At 55.3% G+C, this 24,224-nt stretch carries 19 protein-coding genes; 5 read left to right on the forward strand and 14 right to left on the reverse strand.

Annotation, left to right across the window (positions count from 1 at the left end; genetic code table 11):
• Genes rfbD through CRO08_RS12565 form a run of 3 tightly spaced genes read right to left on the reverse strand, consistent with a single transcriptional unit; the run spans window position 1 to window position 4,200 of the window.
• Window positions 1-915 (reverse strand): dTDP-4-dehydrorhamnose reductase, encoded by a 915-nt coding sequence (gene rfbD / locus CRO08_RS12555; RefSeq protein ID WP_097036475.1) that lies wholly within the window; start codon window positions 913-915, stop codon window positions 1-3.
• Window positions 916-951: 36 nt separating this feature from the next.
• Complete coding sequence (locus CRO08_RS12560) at window positions 952-1,782, reverse strand: Cof-type HAD-IIB family hydrolase (protein ID WP_097036476.1); 831 nt, start codon at window positions 1,780-1,782, stop codon at window positions 952-954.
• Between the two features lie 48 nt (window positions 1,783-1,830).
• The gene (locus CRO08_RS12565; RefSeq protein WP_097036944.1) at window positions 1,831-4,200 is read right to left on the reverse strand and encodes a sodium-translocating pyrophosphatase; all 2,370 of its coding nucleotides are present in this window, start codon (window positions 4,198-4,200) and stop codon (window positions 1,831-1,833) included.
• Window positions 4,201-4,303: 103 nt separating this feature from the next.
• On the opposite strand from CRO08_RS12565, the gene CRO08_RS12570 reads away from it, so the two are divergent.
• From CRO08_RS12570 to tsaA, 3 genes are all read left to right on the forward strand, one after another.
• Complete coding sequence (locus CRO08_RS12570; protein WP_097036477.1) at window positions 4,304-5,086, forward strand: hypothetical protein; 783 nt, start codon at window positions 4,304-4,306, stop codon at window positions 5,084-5,086.
• 84 nt (window positions 5,087-5,170) lie between these two features.
• Window positions 5,171-6,280 carry a histidine phosphatase family protein gene (locus CRO08_RS12575; RefSeq protein ID WP_097036478.1) on the forward strand — a complete coding sequence of 370 codons (1,110 nt, stop codon included), beginning with the start codon at window positions 5,171-5,173 and terminating at the stop codon, window positions 6,278-6,280.
• Window positions 6,281-6,292: 12 nt separating this feature from the next.
• Window positions 6,293-6,976 carry a tRNA (N6-threonylcarbamoyladenosine(37)-N6)-methyltransferase TrmO gene (tsaA, locus tag CRO08_RS12580; RefSeq protein ID WP_097036479.1) on the forward strand — a complete coding sequence of 228 codons (684 nt, stop codon included), beginning with the start codon at window positions 6,293-6,295 and terminating at the stop codon, window positions 6,974-6,976.
• Between the two features lie 131 nt (window positions 6,977-7,107).
• Here tsaA and CRO08_RS12585 read toward each other — a convergent pair whose 3' ends face one another.
• Window positions 7,108-8,352: a sialate O-acetylesterase gene (locus tag CRO08_RS12585; protein ID WP_097036480.1), complete on the reverse strand. Its 1,245-nt coding sequence runs from the start codon at window positions 8,350-8,352 to the stop codon at window positions 7,108-7,110.
• Window positions 8,353-8,529: 177 nt separating this feature from the next.
• On the opposite strand from CRO08_RS12585, the gene CRO08_RS12590 reads away from it, so the two are divergent.
• Window positions 8,530-9,036 (forward strand): lipocalin family protein, encoded by a 507-nt coding sequence (locus CRO08_RS12590; RefSeq protein WP_097036481.1) that lies wholly within the window; start codon window positions 8,530-8,532, stop codon window positions 9,034-9,036.
• A gap of 212 nt (window positions 9,037-9,248) precedes the next feature.
• On the opposite strand, the gene CRO08_RS12595 is transcribed toward CRO08_RS12590, so the two are convergent.
• The 4 genes from CRO08_RS12595 to nadE are packed head-to-tail and all read right to left on the reverse strand — an operon-like array spanning window position 9,249 to window position 15,020.
• Complete coding sequence (locus CRO08_RS12595; RefSeq protein ID WP_097036482.1) at window positions 9,249-11,237, reverse strand: transglutaminase family protein; 1,989 nt, start codon at window positions 11,235-11,237, stop codon at window positions 9,249-9,251.
• A complete protein-coding gene (locus CRO08_RS12600; protein ID WP_097036483.1) occupies window positions 11,234-12,490 on the reverse strand; it encodes a DUF58 domain-containing protein in 1,257 nt (418 codons plus the stop codon). The genes CRO08_RS12595 and CRO08_RS12600 overlap by 4 nt, the downstream gene beginning before the upstream one ends.
• 14 nt (window positions 12,491-12,504) lie before the next feature.
• Window positions 12,505-13,413 carry a MoxR family ATPase gene (locus CRO08_RS12605; protein ID WP_097036484.1) on the reverse strand — a complete coding sequence of 303 codons (909 nt, stop codon included), beginning with the start codon at window positions 13,411-13,413 and terminating at the stop codon, window positions 12,505-12,507.
• Window positions 13,414-13,457: 44 nt separating this feature from the next.
• Window positions 13,458-15,020, reverse strand: coding sequence for an NAD(+) synthase (nadE, locus tag CRO08_RS12610; protein WP_097036485.1), 1,563 nt, complete (start codon window positions 15,018-15,020; stop codon window positions 13,458-13,460).
• Window positions 15,021-15,236: 216 nt separating this feature from the next.
• On the opposite strand from nadE, the gene CRO08_RS12615 reads away from it, so the two are divergent.
• A complete protein-coding gene (locus CRO08_RS12615; RefSeq protein ID WP_097036486.1) occupies window positions 15,237-16,433 on the forward strand; it encodes an ATP-binding protein in 1,197 nt (398 codons plus the stop codon).
• A 262-nt stretch (window positions 16,434-16,695) separates the two neighbouring features.
• Here CRO08_RS12615 and CRO08_RS12625 read toward each other — a convergent pair whose 3' ends face one another.
• From CRO08_RS12625 to CRO08_RS12645, 6 genes are all read right to left on the reverse strand, one after another.
• Entirely contained in the window at window positions 16,696-17,874 is a 1,179-nt protein-coding gene (locus CRO08_RS12625) for an RHS repeat-associated core domain-containing protein (RefSeq protein WP_097036488.1), read from the reverse strand.
• Between the two features lie 162 nt (window positions 17,875-18,036).
• A complete protein-coding gene (locus tag CRO08_RS17070) occupies window positions 18,037-18,417 on the reverse strand; it encodes a hypothetical protein (protein WP_176495153.1) in 381 nt (126 codons plus the stop codon).
• A 5-nt stretch (window positions 18,418-18,422) separates the two neighbouring features.
• Complete coding sequence (locus CRO08_RS12630; RefSeq protein WP_217990594.1) at window positions 18,423-20,180, reverse strand: RHS repeat domain-containing protein; 1,758 nt, start codon at window positions 20,178-20,180, stop codon at window positions 18,423-18,425.
• Window positions 20,181-20,262: 82 nt separating this feature from the next.
• Entirely contained in the window at window positions 20,263-21,444 is a 1,182-nt protein-coding gene (locus CRO08_RS12635) for a hypothetical protein (RefSeq protein ID WP_097036489.1), read from the reverse strand.
• 71 nt (window positions 21,445-21,515) lie between these two features.
• Window positions 21,516-22,382: an SDR family oxidoreductase gene (locus tag CRO08_RS12640; protein ID WP_097036490.1), complete on the reverse strand. Its 867-nt coding sequence runs from the start codon at window positions 22,380-22,382 to the stop codon at window positions 21,516-21,518.
• Window positions 22,382-23,821 carry a DnaA/Hda family protein gene (locus CRO08_RS12645; protein WP_255252368.1) on the reverse strand — a complete coding sequence of 480 codons (1,440 nt, stop codon included), beginning with the start codon at window positions 23,819-23,821 and terminating at the stop codon, window positions 22,382-22,384. Before CRO08_RS12645 ends, CRO08_RS12640 begins: the two co-directional genes overlap by 1 nt.
• Window positions 23,822-24,224: the final 403 nt, after the last annotated feature.

Consider the following 24,224-nt stretch of genomic DNA (forward strand, 5'->3'; position numbering starts at 1 on the left):
CTACGCTTCAATTTCCTTCAAGTAACGGGCCAGGGCATCCTGCCATGTGGGGAGCGGCTTGAATCCGGCTTCCACAAGTTTGCTCTTGTCAAGCCTGCTGTTGAACGGGCGCGCAGCCTTGCTGAGGCCGTATTCGGCTGTAGTCACCGGAACGACCTTCGTCGCAAGCCCAGCCTGCCTGTAGATTTCGCAGGTAAAGTCATACCAGCTGATGAACCCGCCCTCGTTTGTCGCATGGTAATAGCCGTACTTCTCGGTTTCGTTCATGTCGATGAGCAAGCGAGAAAGGTCGAGCGTGTAGGTAGGCGTGCCAATCTGGTCGTTCACCACGCGCACCGTGTCGTGAGTCTTGCCCACGTTGAGCATCGTCTTGATGAAGTTCTTGCCGTTGAGGCCGAACACCCAGGCGATACGCACAATAAAGTACTTCTCCAAGGTTCCGCTCACGGCGAGTTCACCTTCGAGCTTTGTCTGGCCGTAAACGTTCAGGGGCTTGTAATCCTTGCAGTCGGGCTTCCAGGGTTCCGTTCCCTGGCCGTCAAAAACGTAGTCCGTGCTGATGTAGGTCATCTTGCAGCCGAGTTTCTTGCAGGCATTTGCGATGTTCTGCGTACCGCCGGCATTTACCGCACGGACTTTCGCCACGTTCGCATCGTCTTCGGCCATATCGACCGCAGTCCATGCCGCACAATGAATCACCGCATCCGGGTTCACTTCAGAAATTGCCTTTTCGACAGCGGCGGCATCCGTAATGTCGAGCTGCACGTAGGGCATCGTCGTCACGGCACTGCCATCGGCAACGCCGCTATAGGCCGGAGCCATATCCGAGCCCACACCCGTATGTCCGCGCTTCGCAAGTTCATTCATCACGTCGTGGCCCAGCTGGCCACCCACACCTGTCACAAAGAATTTCATAGTAAAACCTCTGGGGAGAATATAGAAAATCTATCCCTAGCCCAGCACGAACTTCTCGATAACCTCGGTGATTCCCGAATGGTTGTTATCGTTTACCGTCACGTAGTCGGCAATGTCCTTCGCCACCTGCGAGGCGTTCGCCATCGCGACACCTGTACCTGCCGCCTCGATCATGGGGCAATCGTTCTCTTCGTCGCCCACCGCAATCGTATCGGCAACCGGCACCTTGTAGAAGTCGGCCATAAAGCGTACCGCAGCTCCCTTGTTGCTCTGCATGTGCGAAAATTCGAGCATTTCGGGCTTGCTGAACACGTCGAAAAGCTTGCCCTCAGTAGTCTTGCGCATCTCGGTACGGAAATCCACGAGGCCCGAATGTTCGAAGGGCGTAATGATGTTCACCTTGATGGGGGGCTTTACGACGACATTCACAAACTTGCCGTAATACTCGCGAATGTCATTTACAACAACGTAATCCATCTTCATCAGGCGGCAATACGTCTTGAGCTGTTCCGTCTCGTATTCCGAAACAACCAGGTCGCCCGAGTAGGTGTGCGCGTGCATCCCGCGGGCGTGAGCAGCATCCATGATGGCCTTGACCTCATCGACGGGAATGTACCGCGTGAGAATCGGCTTCTTTTCGCCGCAATCGTAGATGAGCCCGCCGTTGAAACTCACGAGGAAAAATCCCGGTTCCAGGAACCCGTACTGTTCTGCCAACTGTTTGACGCTCGTGAGCGGCCGGCCCGTAGTCATCACGAACTTGTGGCCCGCATCGATCATCGCGCGGATAGAGCGCATATCGGTTTCCGAAATGCGCTTGCCGTCGGTCAATAGCGTGCCGTCAAGGTCTGTGAACAGGATTTTCATCGCAGGCAAATATAGAATTAGTCCTGGACGTAACGGACGGAGAGTCCACTAGAAGAACATATCTCCAAAGCGGACGATGACGCCGGCAAACACGACGCTCACCATAGTCATGAGCTTGATGAGGATGTTGAGCGAGGGGCCGGCGGTATCCTTGAACGGGTCGCCCACGGTATCGCCCACCACGGCTGCCTTGTGCGTATCGGAGCCCTTGCCGCCGTAGTTGCCCTTCTCGACAAACTTTTTCGCGTTATCCCAGGCGCCACCCGAGTTGTTGAGCATGGTGGCAAGCGCAAACCCGCTTGCAAGCCCGCCGGCCAACAGCCCGAACACGCCCGCTACACCCATGAACAGCCCCACCAGCACGGGCACGACCACCGCAAGGATGGAGGGCACAATCATCTCGTGCTGGGCACCCGTCGTCGAGATATCCACGCAGCGCGCGTAGTTCGGCTCGGCGGTGCCCTCCATGATTCCCGGAATCTCGCGAAACTGGCGGCGTACCTCCTCCACCATAGCACTTGCAGCACGCCCCACCGCCTTGATGGTGAGCGCACAGAACACGAACGTCATCATCGCGCCGATAAACAGTCCGCCGAGCAGCATGGGGTTCATCAGGTTCAGGTTGTATATCTGCATGAAGTCCGCGTAATTTACCTTGTTCGCGACCATACCGAGCAGGTCGCCGTTCTCGGCAATCGCACGCGTGCCGCCATCCAGGAACTTGACGCCAGCGACTCCCGAAAGCGCATTCGCAAGGTCGCTCGCGCCGTTCGCAAACGCGACGGAGCCCACCTTCCACACGCCCTCCGCAGAGGTCGCGAGGTGCCCGAGCCAAATCTTCACTTCTTCTACGTAAGAAGCGAGCAACGCCATCGCGGTAAGGGCGGCAGAGCCAATCGCGAATCCCTTGCCCGTCGCGGCGGTAGTGTTCCCGAGCATATCGAGTTCGTCGGTACGGGCGCGCACTTCGGGGTCGAGGCCCGCCATCTCGGCGTTACCGCCCGCGTTGTCAGCAATCGGCCCGAAGGCATCGGTCGCAAGCGTGATGCCGAGCGTGCTGAGCATGCCCACCGCGGCAAAGCCCACGCCGTAAAGGCCCATCGCCATGTTGTCAAATCCGCCGGAGCAGCCGAACGAGAAGATGATACCCACCACAATCGTCACCACCGGGAGCCCCGTGGAGAACATGCCCACGGAAATGCCGTCGATAATCGTAGTCGCGGCCCCGAGTTTCGCCTGGCCCGCAATGCCGCGCGTGGGCTTGTACGCATCGGAAGTGTAGTACTCGGTAAACTGCCCGATAAGGATTCCCGCGGCAAGGCCCGAAAGCACGGAGCCGAAGATTCCCATCGAGATGAAGTCGAGTTTCACGAGCACAAGGAGCGCCACGAGGATAAGCACCGAGGAGCCGAGCGTTCCCGTAAGGAGCGAACGCAACAGCGACTTCGTGTCGGCGGTTTCCTTCGTGCGGACTGCAAATATACCCACGAGCGAAAGGAGTATCCCGATTGCCGCCACCACCATCGGGGCGATTACGAGCTTCATACCGCCCATCGGGAGGGCCGCCCCGAGGGCAGCCGTCGAAAGTATGGACCCGCAGTAAGATTCATAGAGGTCGGCGCCCATCCCGGCGACATCCCCCACGTTGTCACCGACGTTATCCGCAATGGTCGCCGGGTTGCGCGGGTCATCCTCGGGGATGCCCGCCTCGACCTTGCCCACAAGGTCGGCACCGACATCGGCCGCCTTCGTGTAGATACCGCCACCCACGCGGGCGAACAGCGCCTGCAGGGAAGCGCCCATCCCGAAGGTAAGCATGGTCGTGGTGATTTCCACCATCTTCGCGTGCGCCCATTCGGCGTTATTCACCATATCGGCGCTCCAGACCCCGAGCGAGAGCTTTGTGGCCACACCGGCACCGAAATTCCACACGTTGTGGTCGTAGATGTAGTTGAGCGCAAAGAACCAGGCCGAAATATCGAGCAGGCCGAAACCCACCACCACGAGCCCCATCACAGCACCGCTCCGGAAAGCGATGACAAGCCCGCGGTTCAGGCTGCTGATGGCGCCGTTCGCCGTCCTGGAACTCGCGTATGTCGCGGTCTTCATGCCCAAAAATCCGCAAAGCCCACTGAAGAAGCCGCCGGTCAGGAAGGCTACCGGCACGAACGGGTTCTGGATGCCCATGATGGCAAGCACCACGAATATCACGAAAAGCACGGCAAATACGATGGAGACCGTCTTGTATTGCCGCCTGAGATAGGCAAACGCCCCTACGCGCACGAAATGCGCAATCGCCTTCATCTTGCGGGTGCCGTCGGGTTGCCGCTTCATGAAACGGTAGAAGAAAAACGCCATGGCGAGCGCAATCAACGCTGCAACCGGGACCAAATACCAATAGCATGGAATAGTAAGCATAGAGACCTCTTTTTTACTAGACCTGGCCGGCATCCGACGACCTTATAAAGAAATCTATACCCAAAAGAGCCGAAAAGGACTAATTTTTTTAAATTTTCCCTCCATGTTGGAAAGCCTCAACCTCCATTTCGCGTTCTACGACTGGCTGCTCGTGTTCATGGTGACCGCATTGGGCGTTTTCAGCGCCTACACCAAGGACCCGCAACTCAAGGCCGTAGCCGCCACCATCCCCATCCCCTGCGGGTTCGCCTACATAGCCGTCGGGCTCCCGATGGGGGCCGCAAACGCCATTTCGGGGTTCATGTGCTTTCTCTACGTGCATATCGTGCGAATCCTCCACTACAAGGTCAAAATCCCGATTATTCCCTCCATCGCGCTCGGACTCGCCTTCTTTGTCGCCCTCGGCACCTTCCTCATGCCTATCGTCCCCGATACCGAGGCCATGTTCCTCGGGGTGTGCGCATTTGACTTCATCGTAGGCATAATCTTCTTCCAAAAGCAGAAGTACAAATCCGGCGTGCGGTACAAGACCCCGCTCCCCGTGTACATCAAGGCCCCGGCAATCGCGGGCGTCGTCTCGGGCCTCATGGTCATCAAGCACCTCATGGGCGGTTTCTGCACGAGTTTTCCGATGATGAACTCCATCGTGAGTTACGAGAGCCGCTATTCTCTGGGTGACCAGTGCAGGCAACTCCCGCTGTTCCTCATCGCAGGCCCGATCATGTTTATCGAGATGCGCTACCTCGAGACGCTCCTCCACCTGAACCACTGGATTGTGCTCCTGTGCGGGTATGCCCTGTTCGCATGCATCTACTGGCCGCTGAACCAGGAACTCAAGCGCCGCAACGAGCGCGCCGACGCATCGTATTCGGGCGAAAAGAAGTGAAAATTGCCACAAAAGGGCGTTTTGGGGCACCTTTTGCCAAATTTTTACTTGTAAATCAGGGTGGAATAAGTTAGATATAGAATTATGAAAAAGTTAGCAGTACTCCCCATTTCCCTGTTTGCCGCCCTGGCTCTTACCGCCTGCGGTGACGACAGTTCCAGCGGTCCCGACAACACGACCCCGAGTTCCGGCATCGAACAGCCGGGTTCCTCCGACGGTACCGACCCCACGTCTTCGGCAGGGCCAGAGGGAACTCTCCCCGGCACGTCTTCCGACGGCATTCCGCTTTCTTCTTCCAGCACTGACCCGGTCGGTCCCACCCCGACTTCGAGCGGAACCATAGACGCAGTCGCGTTCTCGACCGAAGCGGTCGCGCTTCCGGACATGGGCTGCGTCACCGAACCCGTAACCTTCGGTTCGGGCGTAAAGGTCACCTGCAACGGTGAATTTGCGGGCAACATCCTCGACGACAGCGACACCTCCCCGTTCGACCCGAACGCAGCCGCCTACACGAACTTCGTCGGCATCAAGAAGATCTTCGCATCGCTCCAGCCCACCGACAAGGCAGTGTTCATCCTGCGCCACGCCCACCGCACGGCCAGCACCGACGTGGACGGAGTCCTTACCGGACTCGGTTACGAACAGGCTATTTCTGTCGGCAAGCAGATTGCAAGCACCGAAGACGTGAAATACTGGCATTCCGAAATCCCGCGCACGCAGCAGACCTGCATGGCAATAGCCCAGGGTCGCGGGCAGACAACATTCTCGCACATGGCCCTCAAGGACCTGAACGGAGGCTGGTTCGAGAAGGATCACGCAAAGATTGAGGAATACAACGCGACTGTTTCGAGCAGCTACGACGTCGTTTCTCGCTGGGCGTACAACGAATACCCTGACCCGACCGTAAACTACGACGAAGGATTCTACGACCTCATGGAACGCGGCACCCAGTTCATGAACGAGATCATCATCGCCCAGGTCGCCGCACAAAGCCGCATAAGTGTCGTGGTCTCGCACGACCAGATGCTCTACCCGCTCACGATTTTCGCAACGAGCAGGCTCCTGGAAATGAAGCACCACGAAGACAAGAGCTGGCTCAACTTCCTCGCGGGCGTCGCCGTGATTATCCACGCCGACGGTTCCGTCAAGTACGTGCCGGTCATGGGGCTTGACGAAGGTACGGTGCAGTCGTAGGCCATTCCGGGCATGGACAGCCTGAACCTCAAGATAATCGCACGCATCAAGAGCGACTTTCCCGAAAAATTCGGGATACCCAGGCAGAGCGGGCTTGCACCCGCCCTGCATTCTGTTATACGGTTCGAGCCCGAATTCAGGAATGCGGACGCACTCCGCGGGCTGGAAGGATTTAGCCACCTGTGGCTCCTCTGGATATTCTCGGAGAACGTGCGCGAAACCTGGAAGCCGACAGTGCGCCCGCCGCGCCTCGGCGGGAATACGCGGCTCGGGGTGTTCGCCACCCGCAGTAGCTTCAGGCCGAACCCGATTGCGATGAGCTGCGTGAAGATTGAGGAAATCCGCCTTGAGGGAAACGACGGTCCCGAGATTGTCGTGAGCGGCGCCGACCTTATGGACGGCACCCCCATCGTAGACATCAAACCCTACCTGCCCTACGCGGACTCTATCCCGAACGCATCGGGCGGCTTTGCAGAAAGCAGGCGCTACGACAACCTGCAGGTAGAAATCGCACCGGAAATTCTCGGGCACATTCCCGGAGACAAGCGGGATGCGCTCATCCAGGTTCTGGAACAGGACCCGCGGCCCCACTACCACGATGACCCCGAACGCATCTACGGGATTGCGTTCGCCGGAATGAACGTGAAATTCAAGGTAGCGGGCAAAGTGCTGACTGTAACCGGAATCGACAAATAAAAAGCCCCGAGGCTTACGCCCCGGGACCTACTCGAACACTACCCTATCACTCCATTCCAAGCCAAACCCAAGGTTGCCTCATAACCGGCTTTTCCTTGTTTGCGATTAGAGTTCGCGTTCCAGTATTCTAATTACTTTATCTGAACCTTCTGCACGGAGCGTTCAGAACCGACCTGCACGGAGAGCATGTAGCTGCCCTGCGGGAGCCTTGCGGTATCGAACCCGAGCGAACCGCCTGCAAAACTGTCACTGAAGTCGAGGACGGCCTTGCCCTGCATGCTGAACACCTTAGCGACAATCGGACTCTTTTCCATCGCGACCGGGATTGTTACCTTGCCCGCATTCACGACAGCCTTGCCGATAAAGCGGGACTGGGCCTGCGGCACATTGATTGCTGTAGGATCGATCGTACCGATATAAGAAGAGGAGTACGACGGCCAGCCGTGATGGCGGCTAGAGCTGGACGATTCCACTACAGCCTCGCTCGAGGAGCTCTCAACGACAGCTTCACTACTGCTTGACTCGGCTGCAGTCCCGACAGGCTTGACCTTGTCGCCCAGGACCTCAATCATCTTTTCGGCATAGCGCTTACCGAAGTCGCGGTATTCCTGTGCGGTAAAGTGCACGTTCTGACCATCGCCCAGAGCCTGGTTGAAGCCTTCGGAAGAGACCACGTAGAAGTTCTTGGACTGCTGCGGGAGTTTCGCGATGTTGTTGTTCGCTCCGGCACTGCTACCGCTGCGCAAGACCTCACCCGCGAGGAACGGGATATCGTTACCGAGCCCCAGATCCTTGACGATGTTGTCGTAGACGCTCTTGACCTTGGAGGGCCACTGGCCGTTACCGGCATCCGTTTCGCCCTGGTGGAAGATGATGCCCTTGATGACGCCGACTTCCTGCGCTATCTTGCCCATCTCGATCAGGCGGCCATAGGGATTGCCTCCGTATTCGTTGATGCGCTGGGTCATCCAGCTCTGCTGCGACCTCGCATAATTTGCGTAGTTGTTCTTGTCAAACAGGTCGATACTGCATCCTGCAACAGCCACCACGATGACACCCACCTTGATCTGGGAATCCGTTTTTTCGACCATGGTACGGCCGAAGTAGTCCGTGGGGCCGAGTTTCGCTCCCTGACAGTGCGCCAGCGGAGGCACGGCAGTAGACCATTTGCCCTTGGTCTTGCCCGAGCAGGAACCGTTATTGGCGGCCCAGAGAACCTGGAAACGCTCATCGACAGTCTTGTCCTGCTGCCCGACATCGCCCTGACCTTCCATGTTGGACTGGCCAAACGCGAGATAGATGTGGAAATTCGGGTCCGGAGCAGCGTATACAGCCGTAGCGGCGCACGCTGCGAGCGCCAAAGTCTTAAGATTCATTTTTTACTCCATAAACAACATAGGCCCATAACCCAAGCCTACAGGAGTTAAAATAAATACAAATCGGGGCCACTTGACGCCCAAAACAGCAAATTCCGTTGTATAAAAGAGCAACACCAGCCCCTTTTTGCCCCAAAATTTATATATATTCCTAAAAAACATTCCCGGAGGAATACTATGAAGAAAATTTTCCTGACCGCCATCGCCGCAGCGAGCCTCTGCTTCCTTTCTGCCTGTAGCGAAGACGAAAGCGAACCGACCCTTGAAGAACTCTGCGCCGCGGGCCTGAACGAGGACTGCCTCGTAGGCACCTGGAACCTGAACGGCATCGAAACCATGGACGGCTCCCAGGTATGGCACAATTACGGGACAGCACCGAGCACGCTCGTCATTACCGACGACGGCAAGTTTGAATTCACGTTCACCACGAGCAATGTTTCTGAAATGGCATCAAGCGGATGTGGCGGAACCAAGACCTACGGCAGTTGGGAAATCCTCGGCGCAAGCCTCAAGATCAAGATTGGGCGTTCCGATTGCCTGATTACGGGACAATCCTACACGCTTACACCGACCCTCAGCGTAACCAACCTCAACTTGAACAAGGTTGTGTTCCACGAGAACGACATGACGGACGCACTCACGAAGGCGAACTCTACCGAGAACTTCGTCCGCGTGATGCAGTAGTCTGGTACCGGATATTACACGAGAAGCCCCGCCGCAAGCGGGACTTTTCTTTTTTGCACCGAAGGGGCCGCCGTGCGAGCCCCGCCCTAGTCCATCGCACCGAAGGTGCGCATGCTCTAACACGCAGACACGTTGTTTAACTCATGCATGGCGTGTTTGAGCGTGCCGGGTGGGTCTTAGGGAGGGGCCGCCGTGCGAGTCCCTCCCTAATCTCATATTCTCCAGCGCTGCTCCTCGTACTCCCGAAGGAACTGAATCGCAGACTGCAGGCGTGCCTGCATCCTTCGGGATACGCGAGAATCCTTTTCGCCCGCAGGCATTTCGCTTTCGCAGCGGGCAAGGAACGCACCGACCGTTTCTCCGGGCTCGCGTACAAGCCCGATTCTTGCAAGTGATTTTTCCGCAGCCTCGAGACCCTTGACCCAGTGCTGCACGGACTGTGCCAAAACCGCATTCGACCTGCGACGGCGTAGCGCCCGCACAAACCTGAACAAAACAACCGCAAGCGCGATGCACCCGAGAACAACGTAGAGGGCAGTCCCCGAGAAGATGTTCTGCACGGCATCTTGCCAGGAATTCAGCGCAAGCCTCCATTCCCCGTCACGCAGCACATGGAATATGCGGGCTGAACGCGCGCGGAGTGATTCTAACTTCATCGCAAACCAGGAGGGGCGCTCCACCTTTACCACGAACAGCGGAGGCGTCGGGTCAAACGTTGTCCAGAAACCCATGCTGCGCATTTCTACCCACGCATGCGACGAGTTGCGGCGGAATATGGCATACGGGCGTCCCGGCTCGATTTCCGGGCGGGCAAAACCCGTCACGTAACGCGCCTTGATACCTGCACGGCGCAACAGGAGCACAGACAACGTCGCATAATACTCGCAATAACCGGAACGGGTCGCCCAGAAGACGCGCAACGGGTCAGGTTTCGCACCCAGTTTGTCGGCCACCTTAGATTCGTCAACACGCAGGGAATAAGCAAAATGGCGCAAGAAGTAATCGCTTATTGCGCGAGAGTATCTAGAAGCCCTCATTATAGCCGGCTTGTCAGGAATCGTATCGAGTCCAATTTCCATCGCAACCGTATCAAGGAAGCCTGCGAGGGGCGCAAAGACCTGCAAGTAGGAACTGTCCGGCGTATCGCTAGCGTACGTACCCATGACGTACGGCCCCGTGGGGCCGCTCGGCAGCGGCATATAGTAGAACCAGTCTCCCCGCCGGGTTTCGCCCTGCTTGAACACATTCGACTTGAAATACTCCACGGAATCCGCATTCTTCACAGCAACCGCAACGGCATTGTAGGGGGCGAAAATAAACCCGAAATTATCGAGCGTAGACTGTACCCACACCGGGTACGTGCTATCGGCTGACGACACGGAATCGCGAGTCTCGAACACGGCGTAATCCACCTTGTAGCGGGCAGAATAAAGCATGCGGTCACGGTGTGCCGGGAGTTTCCAGATGCCGCCCACGTATTTTTCGTACACGGCGGCGCGCATGTATGTCGGAGCGAGAGTGTCCCATACGCGCAGGACAACCTCGCGATTGTACTTGCCCGCAAAGTTAGATTCAAACGATCCGAGCTTTACCACAGGATCAAAGCCCATCAGGTGGCGCTTGGCGTAATAGTCGGCCATCCTTTCGGCACGGTTATGCCCATGCGATTGCCAGTACTTGAGCCCCCCGAAAGATATTGCCGAGAGCCCCAAGAACAGCAGCAGGAACAGCGCATGCTTCCACCACTTGACTCCAGGACGAGCATAGGCATGCAGCAGGAGCAACAACGCAAAGACATTAAGCAAGACTCCATAGCGCGATGCCTGAAAACAACTGAGCAGCAAAACGGCAACACCGTTGAACAGCACGAAAACATCATAACCGCCATTCCCGAGACTGCGTTTTTGCAGGTACGCGAGCGAAAGCAGGTAGTAAGCGGGGATGAACACGAGCCAGGGAGACATCCCGTATTCCATCTCGGGGCTAAGCACCCACCAGATGGCGAAGGGAACAATTAACCCGTAGGCGATTGACTTGCGGTAAACGGGAACGTGCGACGCATCGTAGCGGAAAAGGAGAACGATAAAAGCTGCGACAAAGATAATGCCAAGCCAGGACAAGTCGGAAGATAAGCCCAGGTTCAGCGAAGCTGCGCAAAGGAGGAATGTCTTCGCCTTTTCGCGGAGGGAGAACCTTCTCATAGGGAGACCTCCCCCGCATCCAGGTTTTCTGCGGGCACAAACAAGGTGTCGTCGCGCGATTCAGCCGGCTTGTCGCAAACCACGACCTGCTTGTTCACAAGCGGGTCGACTGCCGCAAACAGCCCCACGCGGAGCACGGGCCCCATCGGGCGCGCCGCGGGCGACCAGAGTTCCGGCTCGCGGGAAGTTTTTTTCGGGTCGCGGGCATTTTTTTCGCGTGCATGTTTATCGCGCGCATGTTTATCGCGGGTATAAATTTCCGCGCGGGGTATGCGCGCAAGCGTTTCGAGCAATACGTTCGCGCCGTCGGCCCCTGCAAGCGAAAACTCGTCATCGCATACGAAGAGACGCCCGAGAATGCCGCGGTCCAAAAGCCACATCCCGATGCCTGCCGCAAGCCGGATCATCGGTTCCAGCAGGGACTTTTCACGCAGATTCCGCGCCCGCGTATCGAGTACGAGCACCACACCCGCACCGCGTTCGCCCTCGAACTCCTTGGTGAACGGTCTCCCGTAACGGGCGAACGCCCTGTAGTACAGGTCGCGCAGGGAATCGCCCTCGCGGTATTCGCGCACGCCCGCAAAATCGAGCCCGCGCATAAAGTTGCTCATCAATAGCGGCACGAAGGCGAGCCCGCTCTGGCCCGCCGTCAAAAACGGGAAGGCGACAAGCTTCTTCGGGCGAGGGTAAACAAGCAGTTCAGCCTCGCCCACCTTGAACGGATAGCAGAGCATGCCCTTGATTTCGGGAAAGGTGAGCGAAACCTTCGGAATGCGGTAGGCGCCCCGGAACCTGGTGCGGATGCAGGCCCGCAGTTCGCCAGTACCGCCCGCGGGTAGCCCGCGGATTTCCGGAGAGTTCTCGCCAGCGAGCGACGGGTCCATGCGGGAGCACGACGCCCACACGCAATCTATTGCGGTTCCTGCCTGGAGGTGCACCGAGACGTAGGCGTTTTCGCCCTCGGTAGCGTGCTCGACGCGGGAGATTGTACCCGAGACCTTTGTCTTTTTCGCCGTGAGGAAGAGCGACGGGACCAGCGAGAGGAAGAAGAGGAAAACGAAACCCGAGAACACCCAGGCAGCCCAGAAGCCGGCGAATGCACCCGCGAAAATCGAGAAGAGGAACAGGGCGGCGCAAGCGCGGCCCGGGTACGTGAAATACTCCCCCCACACGTAGTAGAGGCGCATCAGGAGGCCCGCACGCTTGGGCGCACGGGGTATCGCACCCAGGAACCAGCTCAAGAATCGGCGCATAGTTCCCCGCGGTTCTATTTCGGGATTTTCACTTCGCGCACGATGGCTTCAAGAATCCGGCGACTCGCCCCCTCGCCCGCATTCTTCGGGAACACGCGGTGTTCCATGACCGGGTAGAAAACTTTCTGGATGTCGTCCGGATTCACGAAGTCGCGCCCCGCGACATAGGCCGAAGCCCGCGCCATTTTCACCAGGTTGAGGCCGGCGCGGGGGCTTGCGGCAAGTCGCACGCCAGCGTCACTGCGGGTCGCCTGCACGAGCTGTACCGCATAGCGTTCGAGCGCCTCGTCGATATGCACCTTGCGCACATTCTCGCGAGCCACAAGAATCTCCTGCACGTTCGTAACCGGTTCCAGACGCGAAAGCGGCGTGCCTTCGCGGTGCCCGTGCAGTATCTGCATTTCGGTTTCGAGAGTCGGGTACCCGATGGAGAGCCGCACCATAAAGCGGTCCATCTGCGCCTCGGGCAGCGGGAAAACCCCGTGGAACTCCACCGGGTTTTCCGTCGCAAGCACAAAGAAGAGTTCGGGCAGCCTGTGGGTTTCGCCCTCCAAACTCACCTGGCGTTCTTCCATCGCTTCCAAGAGCGCACTCTGCGTGCGGGGCGATGCGCGGTTAATCTCGTCGGCCAACAGCACCTGCGTGAACACGGGACCCTTGCGGATTTCAAAATCTCCGGTATTCGCCCTGTACACGGCGCCCCCCGTAACGTCGGCCGGCAGCAGGTCAGGCGTAAACTGGATGCGGGCAAAGTCCGCCCCTATGGCCACGGCGAGCGCCTTCGCAAGCGTCGTCTTCCCGGTACCGGGAACATCCTCGATAAGCACGTGACCGTCGGCCAGGAGCGCCATCACGAGCATTTCAACACTTTCGTGCTTGCCAAGCAGCACAGAATCGAGAGCATCCAACAAGCGCTTCACCATAACTTACCTGCCTGTCTAACGTTAACCTTCCAGAAATTCCGGGCCTACACGCCCTGGCTCTCGCGGTACTCGCCGCCAAAAGCCATCCCGCTCAGCGAAAGGATGGGCGGGAACTGGATGCGTTTTGCCACAGCTATGCCACGGAAGCGCCTGTGCCATGCGCGCATGTCTTCGAGCGCATCGGCCTTCGTCTTGAAAAGCTTCTTGAAGTACTTCGGGTCCGCCCCGATTTCCCTGCAGAGAGTTCCCTTCTCGAGCAGTTTCTCCGTATCCTCGAGACCATGGTTCTGGTCCACCCAGTAGGCGAACAGCCTGTCGTGATATGGGTACTTGATCGGGTCGCCCTTGCCCTCGTCCACGTTCATCGCCTCGCTGAGTTCAGCACTCGCCGGGATATCGATGGAGGCCTTCGGGATAATTTCCTTCTTGCGGTTGATGTATCGGGCCAGTTCGTACACCTGCGTCTTCCACAGGTCACCGAGCGCACACATCACGCCGCAGCTGTCGCCGTAAAGCGTGCAGTAGCCGGCAGTGGCCTCGCTCTTGTTACCGTTGCAGGTGACACCGGCGCCAAGCACGGAGGCAACGGTCAGAAGCACCGAAGCCGAACGCGTACGCGCCTGCAGGTTCTCGTAGTTGAGGCCTTCCACCTTAATCTTCTTGTCGCTACGGACAAACTCGCACTTGCCGAGACTATCGCAGACCGCATTCAGCATGTCCGAAATCGGGGCCACCATGTAGGGCGTCTTCAGGTTCTTCGCAAGGTCGCGGGCCGCATTCTTCGTCGTGTCGGAATTGAAGCGGGTCGGCATGTTCACGAGGTACACGTTCTCGGGCCCGATCGCTTCCGCATACAGAACCGCAGACACGGCGCTATCGATACCGCCGCTCGCACCGATGACCATGCGGGCGATATGGAACCGCGCGAGGTTCTCGCGGATCATGTACACGAGCGCATCGTGAATTTGGGCAATCCTTTCGGCAGGCTTCGCGGACTTCGGCGCGGGCTTGCCGTTCAGCGGCAAAGCCTTCACCTTGCCGTTCCTGATTTCGACGAGCGCCTCGCCCGCCTTGAACTGCTCCATGCGGAAAGCGACCTTCCCGTTTGCATCGTAGACACGGCTTGCACCGTCAAGCGCGTAGATGTTCTTGCCGGAATTTTCGGTTCCCACCGCGTTCACGTAGATTACGGGCTTCCTGTTGTCCTTCGCGAACACTCCACAGACGGCGTCCACCTCGCTTTCCTTTTCCAGCGTAAACTGCTGCAGGCCGGAATACACCTCGAAATCATGCTCCCAGCCGTCCATATTGCCGTTCACGTAGTGGTTGTACATGCACACGTCGAACTCCTCGCTGCAACCCACCAGAATCTCGATACCCTTCGAGAGTTTCTGCAGGGCATTTTCCGCATCGCAGCAAGCCTTCTGGAACGACCATTCCGTATTCCTCGAGCCGAGCCCCTCGTAATTCCCGGAAACGGCACAATCCGGGAACACGACCATTTCCGCACCCGCCTTCTTGGCGCGCGCGACAGCGGCCTTCATCGTCTTGAAATTTTCTTCCGGCTTTCCCGGAACAACGTTCATCTGCGCTATATAAACCTTCATGGCAAGCCTCTTATATACTCAATCCAATCATAGGAAATTTTAAGTTTATCCGTTTCAGGCCCGTCTCGCTAGACCAGTTTTTTGCAACGAAAACGACGTTTTCAGGCTCTTTTTGACATTTGCTTAACTAAATAAGCAAATTTTGCACAAAAACGCTCGTTTCATTAAGCAAAATAACGTATATTTAAACAAAAACAGCAATCAGAGGTCCGGCTTATGGAACAATTGCAAGCCCAACATTTACGTATGCTTTCCCGGCTCGACATGCCCAACCAGCGAAGCCTGATGTCGAAAATCAACTGGGAATCGCGTCTGATTGCCATACGCGGGGCACGCGGTGTCGGCAAGACCACCCTGCTCCTGCAGCATATCAAGAGCGAATACGGAACCGCGCCCGATGCATGCCTTTACGCAAGCCTGGACCACATCTACTTTGCCCGTCACACGCTTCTCGATTTGGCGGATGAATTCTACAAGCGGGGCGGGAAATGCCTGTGCCTGGACGAGGTCCACAAGTACGATGGCTGGAGCCGTGAAATCAAGAACATCTACGACGGTTTTCCCGACCTGAAAGTCGTGTTCACGGGTTCTTCTCTCCTGAACATCCTGAACGCCGAGGCGGACCTTTCGCGCCGCTGCGTGAGTTACGACATGCAGGGGCTGTCGTTCCGCGAATACCTGCTTTTCAAGGAGGGTATCTCGCTGCCGGCTATTCCGTTAGAAGACATCCTGCAACATCCGCTAGACGCATCCACAGCAGTTGTCAGCGCCTGCAAACCGCTCAAGTACTTCAAGCCCTACCTAAAGGAGGGCTACTACCCCTTTTTCCTGGAAAAGAACATCGACTACCTGACGCAGGTTCAAAAAGTGGTGAACCTGATTCTGGAAATCGAGTTACCGCAACTGAGTGGCGTCGATATCGCAAACGTGCGGAAACTCCGCAGCCTGCTTGCGGTCGTGAGTTCCGGGGCTCCATTCGCCGTCGACATCAGCAAGATGGCGCAGACGGCGGAACTAAACCGCAACACCATCGTGAATTACCTTTCTCACCTCGGCAGGGCGAAGTTGATTAACCTGCTGTATAGCGATACACAGAACATCAAGCGGATGCAGAAGCCCGACAAGATTTATATGGAAAACTGCAACCTGCTGCATGCGCTGTCGCTTATGCAAGTCGAAATCGGGACGGAACGCGAGACATTCTTCGCCAACCAACTCTCGTACCAGCATACGCTGGAATACGCAAACCGCGGAGACTTCCGCATCGATCGCAAATGGACTGTCGAGGTGGGCGGGCAAAGCAAGGACGGGAAACAGATTGCCGGAGTCACGAACGCGTTTATCGCTTCGGACGATATCGAGTATGCCCTGGGCAACAAAATTCCGCTCTGGCTTTTCGGCTTTTTGTATTAGTTCTGGAAAAAGGCCGCCGTGGCGACCTCTAAAAGTTTTTATTTAACTGGATAAGTGCTATAAATGATATTCATGTCTTGTAGCATCCAAATAAATAAAAATATCAAAAATACAACATACATAATAAGAAATAATATAAAAACTATAGGACTTTCTTCCCAATTTACTTTAACACTACGATATCCGATGCTTTTATTTTTTATGGAATAGCAAATACAGAATAGTGTTATAAAAAAACAAAAGAAATTTATCATAATTCTATTTACTCCTCAAAATAAGGAATAGATGTGTTTGTTCTATCTGCAGGAGCTGGGCCAGAAGTCGGTAACATCATTGTAGGGCCATCATCTTTCATATATGTAGATATTAAATGCCTCGCTTCAAGAGATAATAAATCTAAAGCCAAATTTACACCAATGCGTCCTTCAAGTGTTTTTGCATTGGCTGTAATTCCAATAATACCTATAGTAACTTCCACAGGGTCTTTTGTGTAGATACCTTCTGCTAGACTCATCCCGCCATAAAGAAGAGTGAGGAACAAACGACTTTCCGGATCTGAATCAAAGGTTGCTCCAACGGCGGCCATATCTTTAGAAAGACGCCAAAGCTCTCCAGAAAGCTCTTCTGCTGTTTGTTTTAATGCTTCGCCAGTATTGTATTCTAAGTCACGCAAAAAGATGCCAAGAACCTGACTTCCTAAATCATCCTGGTTCCCATCTGGATCAATTCGCATAATCGGATTATTTCCGGCATAAAGATACGGATTCTGGTACTGCCTTGCTGGATCAACTGAAGTCCACATTCCGAGCATCGGGTCTAGATAACGTGCACCGAAGTAATCCAGCTGAGTCTCGTCATCCTTCTCCTTGCCGGTGAAATTCTCGGTCACCTTGCCCGTTGACGGTGACGTGAGTTCTATCTGTTCGCCGAAACTGCGGTAGTCGTAGGCGGCACGCAGTTCGCCCTCGGGCGAGATGCCCAGCGGGTCGGGGAATCCAGTCCCGTACACGACCATCGTGGAGCCCAGGTGGTTCTTCAGGTACCACTCGAACGCCTGCGGGGCGCCGTTCTCGTTGACTTGGCCCACATCCTGCAGGGCGTAGCGCCCGAGTCCATGCGGCAGCGGGATGACTGCCTTCACCGTGTCGGGCAGGGGGCATGCGGTAGAAGCGTTGCCGCCATAGTCCGGGTTCGCGGAAACACAGTGTTCCACCCCCGCAGAGTCCGTATACCGCACGAAGTTCCTTGGCTTGTATTCGCGTATCTCCGTGCCTATGCCCGTGTAGTGCGTCACGAGGGTCGTGTCCCAGCCCTGCGAGTCGCTCGCCCTCGTAAGGAGAGTCTTGGAGATGCGTCTGCCCGACCCGTCGTACATCATCACGAGGCGGGTTGCATGGCTGGAACCTCCGGAAGGTTCCTGCTGTAGGAATTCTACGGGCATACTTCTTTAATTATAGGAAATTTTCAGGCGCCTATTATTTGCGGAAGCACCTCTTGTCTGATGTTTTTAGAATATCAAGTAACAAATTATTTTTTTGAGAAAAGCCGGTATAAAGTGGTCGGTTTTTTCCTGTCGAAAAAAAAACGACCTCTTTAGAATTTTTTAATTATCATCTTTATTATGCGAAAAAGGCCATGATATTATCATTGGTTTTCCATGAATAATTCTGTTCAAGAAAACCTCAAACCATGCTGCCAAGCCCATACATGGGCATAATATCAAAACTAAAGCGCTATCCCAAATTGTTCCGGTAGATTGAATTATTTGAGGGATTACCCACAAAATTAACCATGGAATTGGAATAAACAAGGAGGCGAACAAATAAGCATTTAAACTAGATCGCATTATTCGTGACCATATCCAGAATAAAAATGAAAATCCCAAAAATGGCATAAATAAGCCATTATATTTGAAAATTAAGACAAGTATAATGGAAAGAGATTCTAGGGATGCAATAAATGTAAAGATGATAGATTTCGTCATATTTTTTATTTAGAGTCTGAATCCGTGTTATTGAGATCTGCTTGGTCCTCTAATGCTTCATTACGTTTACTTTCAGTTTTGTCAGAAAAAAATTTGCCAAGATCAATGGTATAAGTATCATAATAACCTCCTCCAATACCTATTCCGACTGAAGAAGGAATTGTAGAACCATCTTTAAAAGATCCTTGTAAAGGAATCATCCCCAAACTAACATCTATCTGTGAATGCCATCCCGTTTCATCATCTTTAGCATCACCACTAGAGCCTCCAGAAACACGTTCTGCCTTTTTCACGGCTTTAAGCACCCTAAATCTTGGAAGTTTTTTTATGGGCAATCCAAGATCAAGACCAACACCATAGCCTACAGTAAGTAAAACTTTGTTTCTGGCAGGGTTTTCAGAATCATATCTCACAGTAAGATTAATTAACCCACCAGCAATTGCGGCTCCTTTACAACCCACATTAATATCTAAGCCCCAATCCCCTTCCGGATCAATAATATTCACCGGATTCATGCCATTCCCTGCATACAGATACGGGCTCGCAAATTGCCTTGCTGGGTCTACAGAAATCCACATTCCCAGCATGGGGTCCAAATAACGGGCACCGAAGTAGTCCAGTTGCGTCTCGTCATCCCGTTCCTTGCCCGTGAAATTCTCGGTCACCTTCCGCGTGAACACGAGCAGGTCAAGCTGTTCCCCGAAACTGCGGTAGTCGTAGGCGGCACGCAGTTCGCCATCGGGCGAGATACCCAGCGGGTCGGGGAATCCGGTCCCGTACACGAGCATCGTTGAGCCCAGGTGGTTCTTCAGGTACCACTCGAACGCCTGCGGGGCGCCGTTCTCGTCTACTTGGCCCACATCCTGCAGGGCGTAGCGCCCGAGTCCATGCGGCAGCGGGATGACTGCCTTCACCGTGTCGGGCAGGGGGCATGCGGTAGAAGCGTTGCCGCCATAGTCCGGGTTCGCGGAAACACAGTGTTCCACCCCCGCAGAGTCCGTATACCGCACGAAGTTCCTTGGCTTGTATTCGCGTATCTCCGTGCCTATGCCCGTGTAGTGCGTCACGAGGGTCGTGTCCCAGCCCTGCGAGTCGCTCGCCCTCGTAAGGAGAGTCTTGGAGATGCGTCTGCCCGACCCGTCGTACATCATCACGAGGCGGGTTGCATGGCTGGAACCTCCGGAAGGTTCCTGCTGTAGGAATTCTACGGGCATACCTCTCCAATCATAGGAAATTATCAGTCCCTTGGACCTGTCCTCGACGAGATTTCCATCACAGTCATAAACGAAGTTGTCACCCACACTCATATCACGACCGTCGCCCGTACCACCCATGCCTTCCGCTACGGATTTCAGTCTGTTCGTACTGTCATAGTAAGCATATTCGCCACCTTGTGCGCTATCGGCCCTATGGGCACGGCGCTGCGCAGTAATTCGACCCTGCGCATCGTATTCAAAAAAGTCGTCAAAATAATCCTGGCTCAAGTCATCCGTCTTTGTAAGACGGTTCAGTTGGTCGTAATAATACGCCACGTCGCGAATTTGCACGAAATCGCGGTTGTTGTGGGCAATTCTCTGTACCATATAGCTGATATTGCCGTTATACTGCAGTTCACATTCGTTGTCACCGCAATCCTCGTAATGAAGCATCTCAGAATACAGTTCACCTCCATTTGCGGTTTCAACTTTTGCAGTCTTTAAGGCCCCGCTGATATGGTAGGTATAAGAAATCGTGAGCGAATTGCCCATGTTTACAGTCTTCACGCTCCCTGTCGGGTAGTAGGAGTAGGTAGCAAGCAACAAGACCGGCAACGTCAATATCGCTCAATGGCGTTCAGCCTCTTCACTATTCGTACTCCGGAGCAATCCAGTCCTCGGGAATCGGCGGATCGTCCGGGTCCGAATTGCCGTAGTTGAAGAACGAGCCGGCCATCCATTTCGAGACGGAGCCCATCACGGCCGGAGTGCACTTGCCGCCCAGGCAGCCGGTCACCTTCATCAGCAACTGGTTACCGTAGACATCCCACGTTCCCTGCTTGAGCGCCTTGTTCTCGTTGCCCTTGAAGGCCTTCACCTCGAAGGTGCGGTCGGTGCGCATGTCAAGGGACCAGGCGAGGCCGCCTTCGTCAGACTCCCATTCGCCCTCGAGATCGGCCGCAGGAACTTCGTTATACTTCAATTCGCTCAACGTGCACGAGACATCTTCCGCTGATATAGTCAACGTCTTATAATCCGAACTTACGGAAGCCGACACCAGCGCATATACGGCACTGCTATAGAATAGCGGGCGCATCAGGAGCTTGCCGCGGTGGATGTCGTAATAGCCGGCAGACCAGGATACAAGAGAATCGTTCGTTTGTTCGGCATTTCGGACAACATCGGTAGCCACATAGCGGCCCTTATAGAAGCTATAACCCGTAAAAGTATTCTCGCCGGTCTTGCAAAAGAGTTCCTTCGATGCAAGGCTGTCGCCGTTCCAGACAACCGAGGAATTCTTCTTGACGGAAGTCTCGCCAACATCCTTGTATTCCCCGCCATCCAGGGAATACTGCAGCTGGTCTTCCTCGTTCACGATAAATCTCATGGAGTGGTCGGAATCCTTCTCCACAAGCTTTTCCATGGACTTAATCGCATCGGCTTCGACCTTGATAGACGTAATGGCACCCTGGCTGAATTTCAGCACGCCGTCATCGAAATCGGACGGGGCGGCAAGCCATGCCGTATCGGGAATCCAGAGAGAGAACAGGCCGTGCTTCTCACCCGTCGCAAGGTAGATGTCGCGCCCGAACAGGCCCTTGAGGGCCATGTTCTTCTCGAGGTCATCGAGGGTAGCAGCGCGTGCCCCCTTGGGAATATCCTTCGAGACAGACGAGGAAGACTCGTCTTCAGTGACCGACGAAGAAGATTCGGTCTTTTCGCCCGGGGAAGAAAGAATATCGTCTTCGGTATCGGACGGAGAACTGTCGCCACAGGCGAACAACGCTAACGACGCGGCGGCAACACCCGCCAACAGGAAAGAATGCTTCATATCATATCCTCTTTTACAGGGAATATACTTTCTTTTAGGGCAAAAATGCAAAAAAAAGCAAAAAAACAGGGCTAGAGAGCCTTTTCCGGGTTATAATCGAGGTCTTTTCGCGCGTTTTCGATGTCAGGAACTGCATCATAGAGGAATCCGGCCAGCGCCTGCTCGGCAGAAACGCGCCGCCCGCCAATCCAGTTCCGGAGTACCGCAAGCCTTTTCGCAATCCACCAGGGCAGCGGAACCATCAGGTGGCGTTTCCCCGCAGTTCGCAAGATGCGCGCCGCCATCCCGGCCATCGTCAAGACCTCCGGGCCCGCAAGCGCATACGTATTCCCGATAGCCTCGGGAGCAAGGCCCGCGGCGGCGATTCCCTTCACAAGGTCGACACTCCGGACAGGTTTCTTGCGCGCCGTACCGCCCCCCGGGAGCGGGTAGACCGGGAACCTGCAGACAAAGTCCGCATACATCCTGAATTCCACGCCCCCGCCGTCGCCAATCACGAGGGTCGGCCGCACGATGGTCCAGTCGAGCCCGGATTCCCTTACCGCAGATTCCCCCGCAAGCTTGCTTGCCCCGTAGGGAGTGAGCACCGGGTAGGTCACCGAAATGCTGGAGACATAAAGCAGGCGATGCACGCCTGCATCCTGGCAGGCAGAGACCACGTTGCGCGTTCCGCCCGCGTTGATGCGTTCGAACGCGGATGCATCCCTCGAAAGGAGTATCGCCGCCAGGTGGAAAACGCAGTCCACCCCATCGAACGCGGGCCGGATGGAGGCATAGTCGGCGACATCGCCATAAACAACTTCTACGCCTTCCGGGAGCAAATCCACGCCGGTATCGCCCGGGAGAGTCAGGACACGCACACACACTCCGCGTGCCTGAAGTTCCCGGCAGAGCGCCTTCCCTACGACGCCTGCACCTCCCGTTACAAGGACCTTCATCAGGTTTCCAGCATGTAACGGAGGTCCTGTACCCTTCGCGCCAAAGCGGCGTCGGATTCCATCATGGATACAAGGGACCTTATGGCGGCGATTACCGTGGAATAATCGCGATTAAAAATCTTCCCCACTTCGATTTCGGTTTCGCTCGTGAGTTCGCGACAGAGGAACATGGCCACCTTGCGCGGGATGGAGGCTCCCCTGTCCTGGCGCTTCGACGAGAGCACCACCATGTCGACATTGAACGAAGCGGCGACCGTTTCGCTGATGTTCTTCAGCGTGAGTGTCGCACCGTCATTCTGCGGAGATACAAGCAACTGCTTTACACAATACAGGCTCAGTTCCACGCCGTTCAGGCTGTGCATCGCATCGAGCCAGTTCAGCGTCCCTTCGATAAGGCGGAAGTTCGCACGCGGCGGAATGGAAAGGAACCTGCAAATCTCTTCGCGGTCTTCGCTAGCAAACGGGAGGCGTTCCGACTTCTGGCGGATGACTCCCATGCGCGTGTTCAGGTCGGGCTGGTCGACGCCCACCGCCACGCAGTTCTCGAGATGGTTCAGCAGGGCGGAGGTCAGCTCGGCCACGTCGGAATCGTTCGACGGGCGCGCACCTTCGGCAAGTCGCTTGAACGATGCGGGCTTGCGGTCGCTCGAGAGCAGCACCAGCTTGCCCTCGTTACGCATCTTGTTTATCGTCTTCGCGAGGAATTCCTGGCAGTAGACGCTCTTCTTGAGCAGCTGAATATCGTCAATGACGAGCACGTCACATTCCGAATAAAGTTGCTGGAACCTTTCGGCGAGTTTGTCGCGGAGTTCCCAGTTCTTCGCCTTCGCCGCCTCGAACACCGAAACCGTATCGCGCAGAAAATCGTACGCCTGGCGATAGACGACACGGAACTCGGGCCTATCCTGCACGAGCTTCGCCGCCACCGCCTGCAAGAGGTGGGTCTTGCCGAGGCCCGATGCACCGAAAACCAGCAGCGGGTTCATGCCCTTGTCGCCCGGGTTCTCGGCCGCGGCGAGGCATGCCTTGTATGCCGTAGAATTGCACGAGCCCACGACAAAGTTATCGAACGTATAGCGCGCGTACATCGGCGATCCGAGTGCGCGGTTCTTGCGCGGGCGCGCAGGTGCCGCCGGGCGCTTTACCACAGGCTTTGCCGGCGTAAACTTCATCTCGGGAACAGGTGCGGACACAGCACGGAGGATCACGCGGTAATCGACAAACGCGCTACCCATGACGCTTGCAAACGCCTTGCGCAAAAGGGAACCATAGTGGCTATCGAGCCAGGTTTCACGGAACTTGTCAGGAACAGACAGGCAGACGATTCCTTCTTCCATACCTTCGTAACTCACGGTATCGAGTATGGCCATGCCGAAATCGTTGCACTGGGAACGCACGTAGTCGAGCACGGACTGCCAGGGCGACGCTGATAAATTCAATAAGGTAACAGTATTTTCCACAATAAACCAGTAAAAACGAGAGAGGCAACTATTGGGTTGGGTCAAAAAAAATAGATAACGGCCCCTGCCGAAAAATTCCACTTTCGTAAGGTTTTTATAAGCCCCCCGAAAAATGCCCAAAAAAGGCATTTTGCCCTCAAAAAAAATTTATTACCGCTTCAATCCCCATTTTTGGGGTGTTTAATCACGCAGGAATCAAACTATCATCCCTACCCAAAGCACAACATATCAACAGAAAAATTTTGAACTATCCCTTGACAAAGAAAATAATGAACAAATTAGCACCATTTTGCCAAAAATCGCCATTTTTTGTCAAATTTCGGCAATTTTCAAGATACAAATTTTCGTAACTCGTTGATATTGTTGTCGTTATGTGAGTTTA

Source organism: Fibrobacter sp. UWT3, assembly GCF_900230125.1.
Classification (GTDB): domain Bacteria; phylum Fibrobacterota; class Fibrobacteria; order Fibrobacterales; family Fibrobacteraceae; genus Fibrobacter.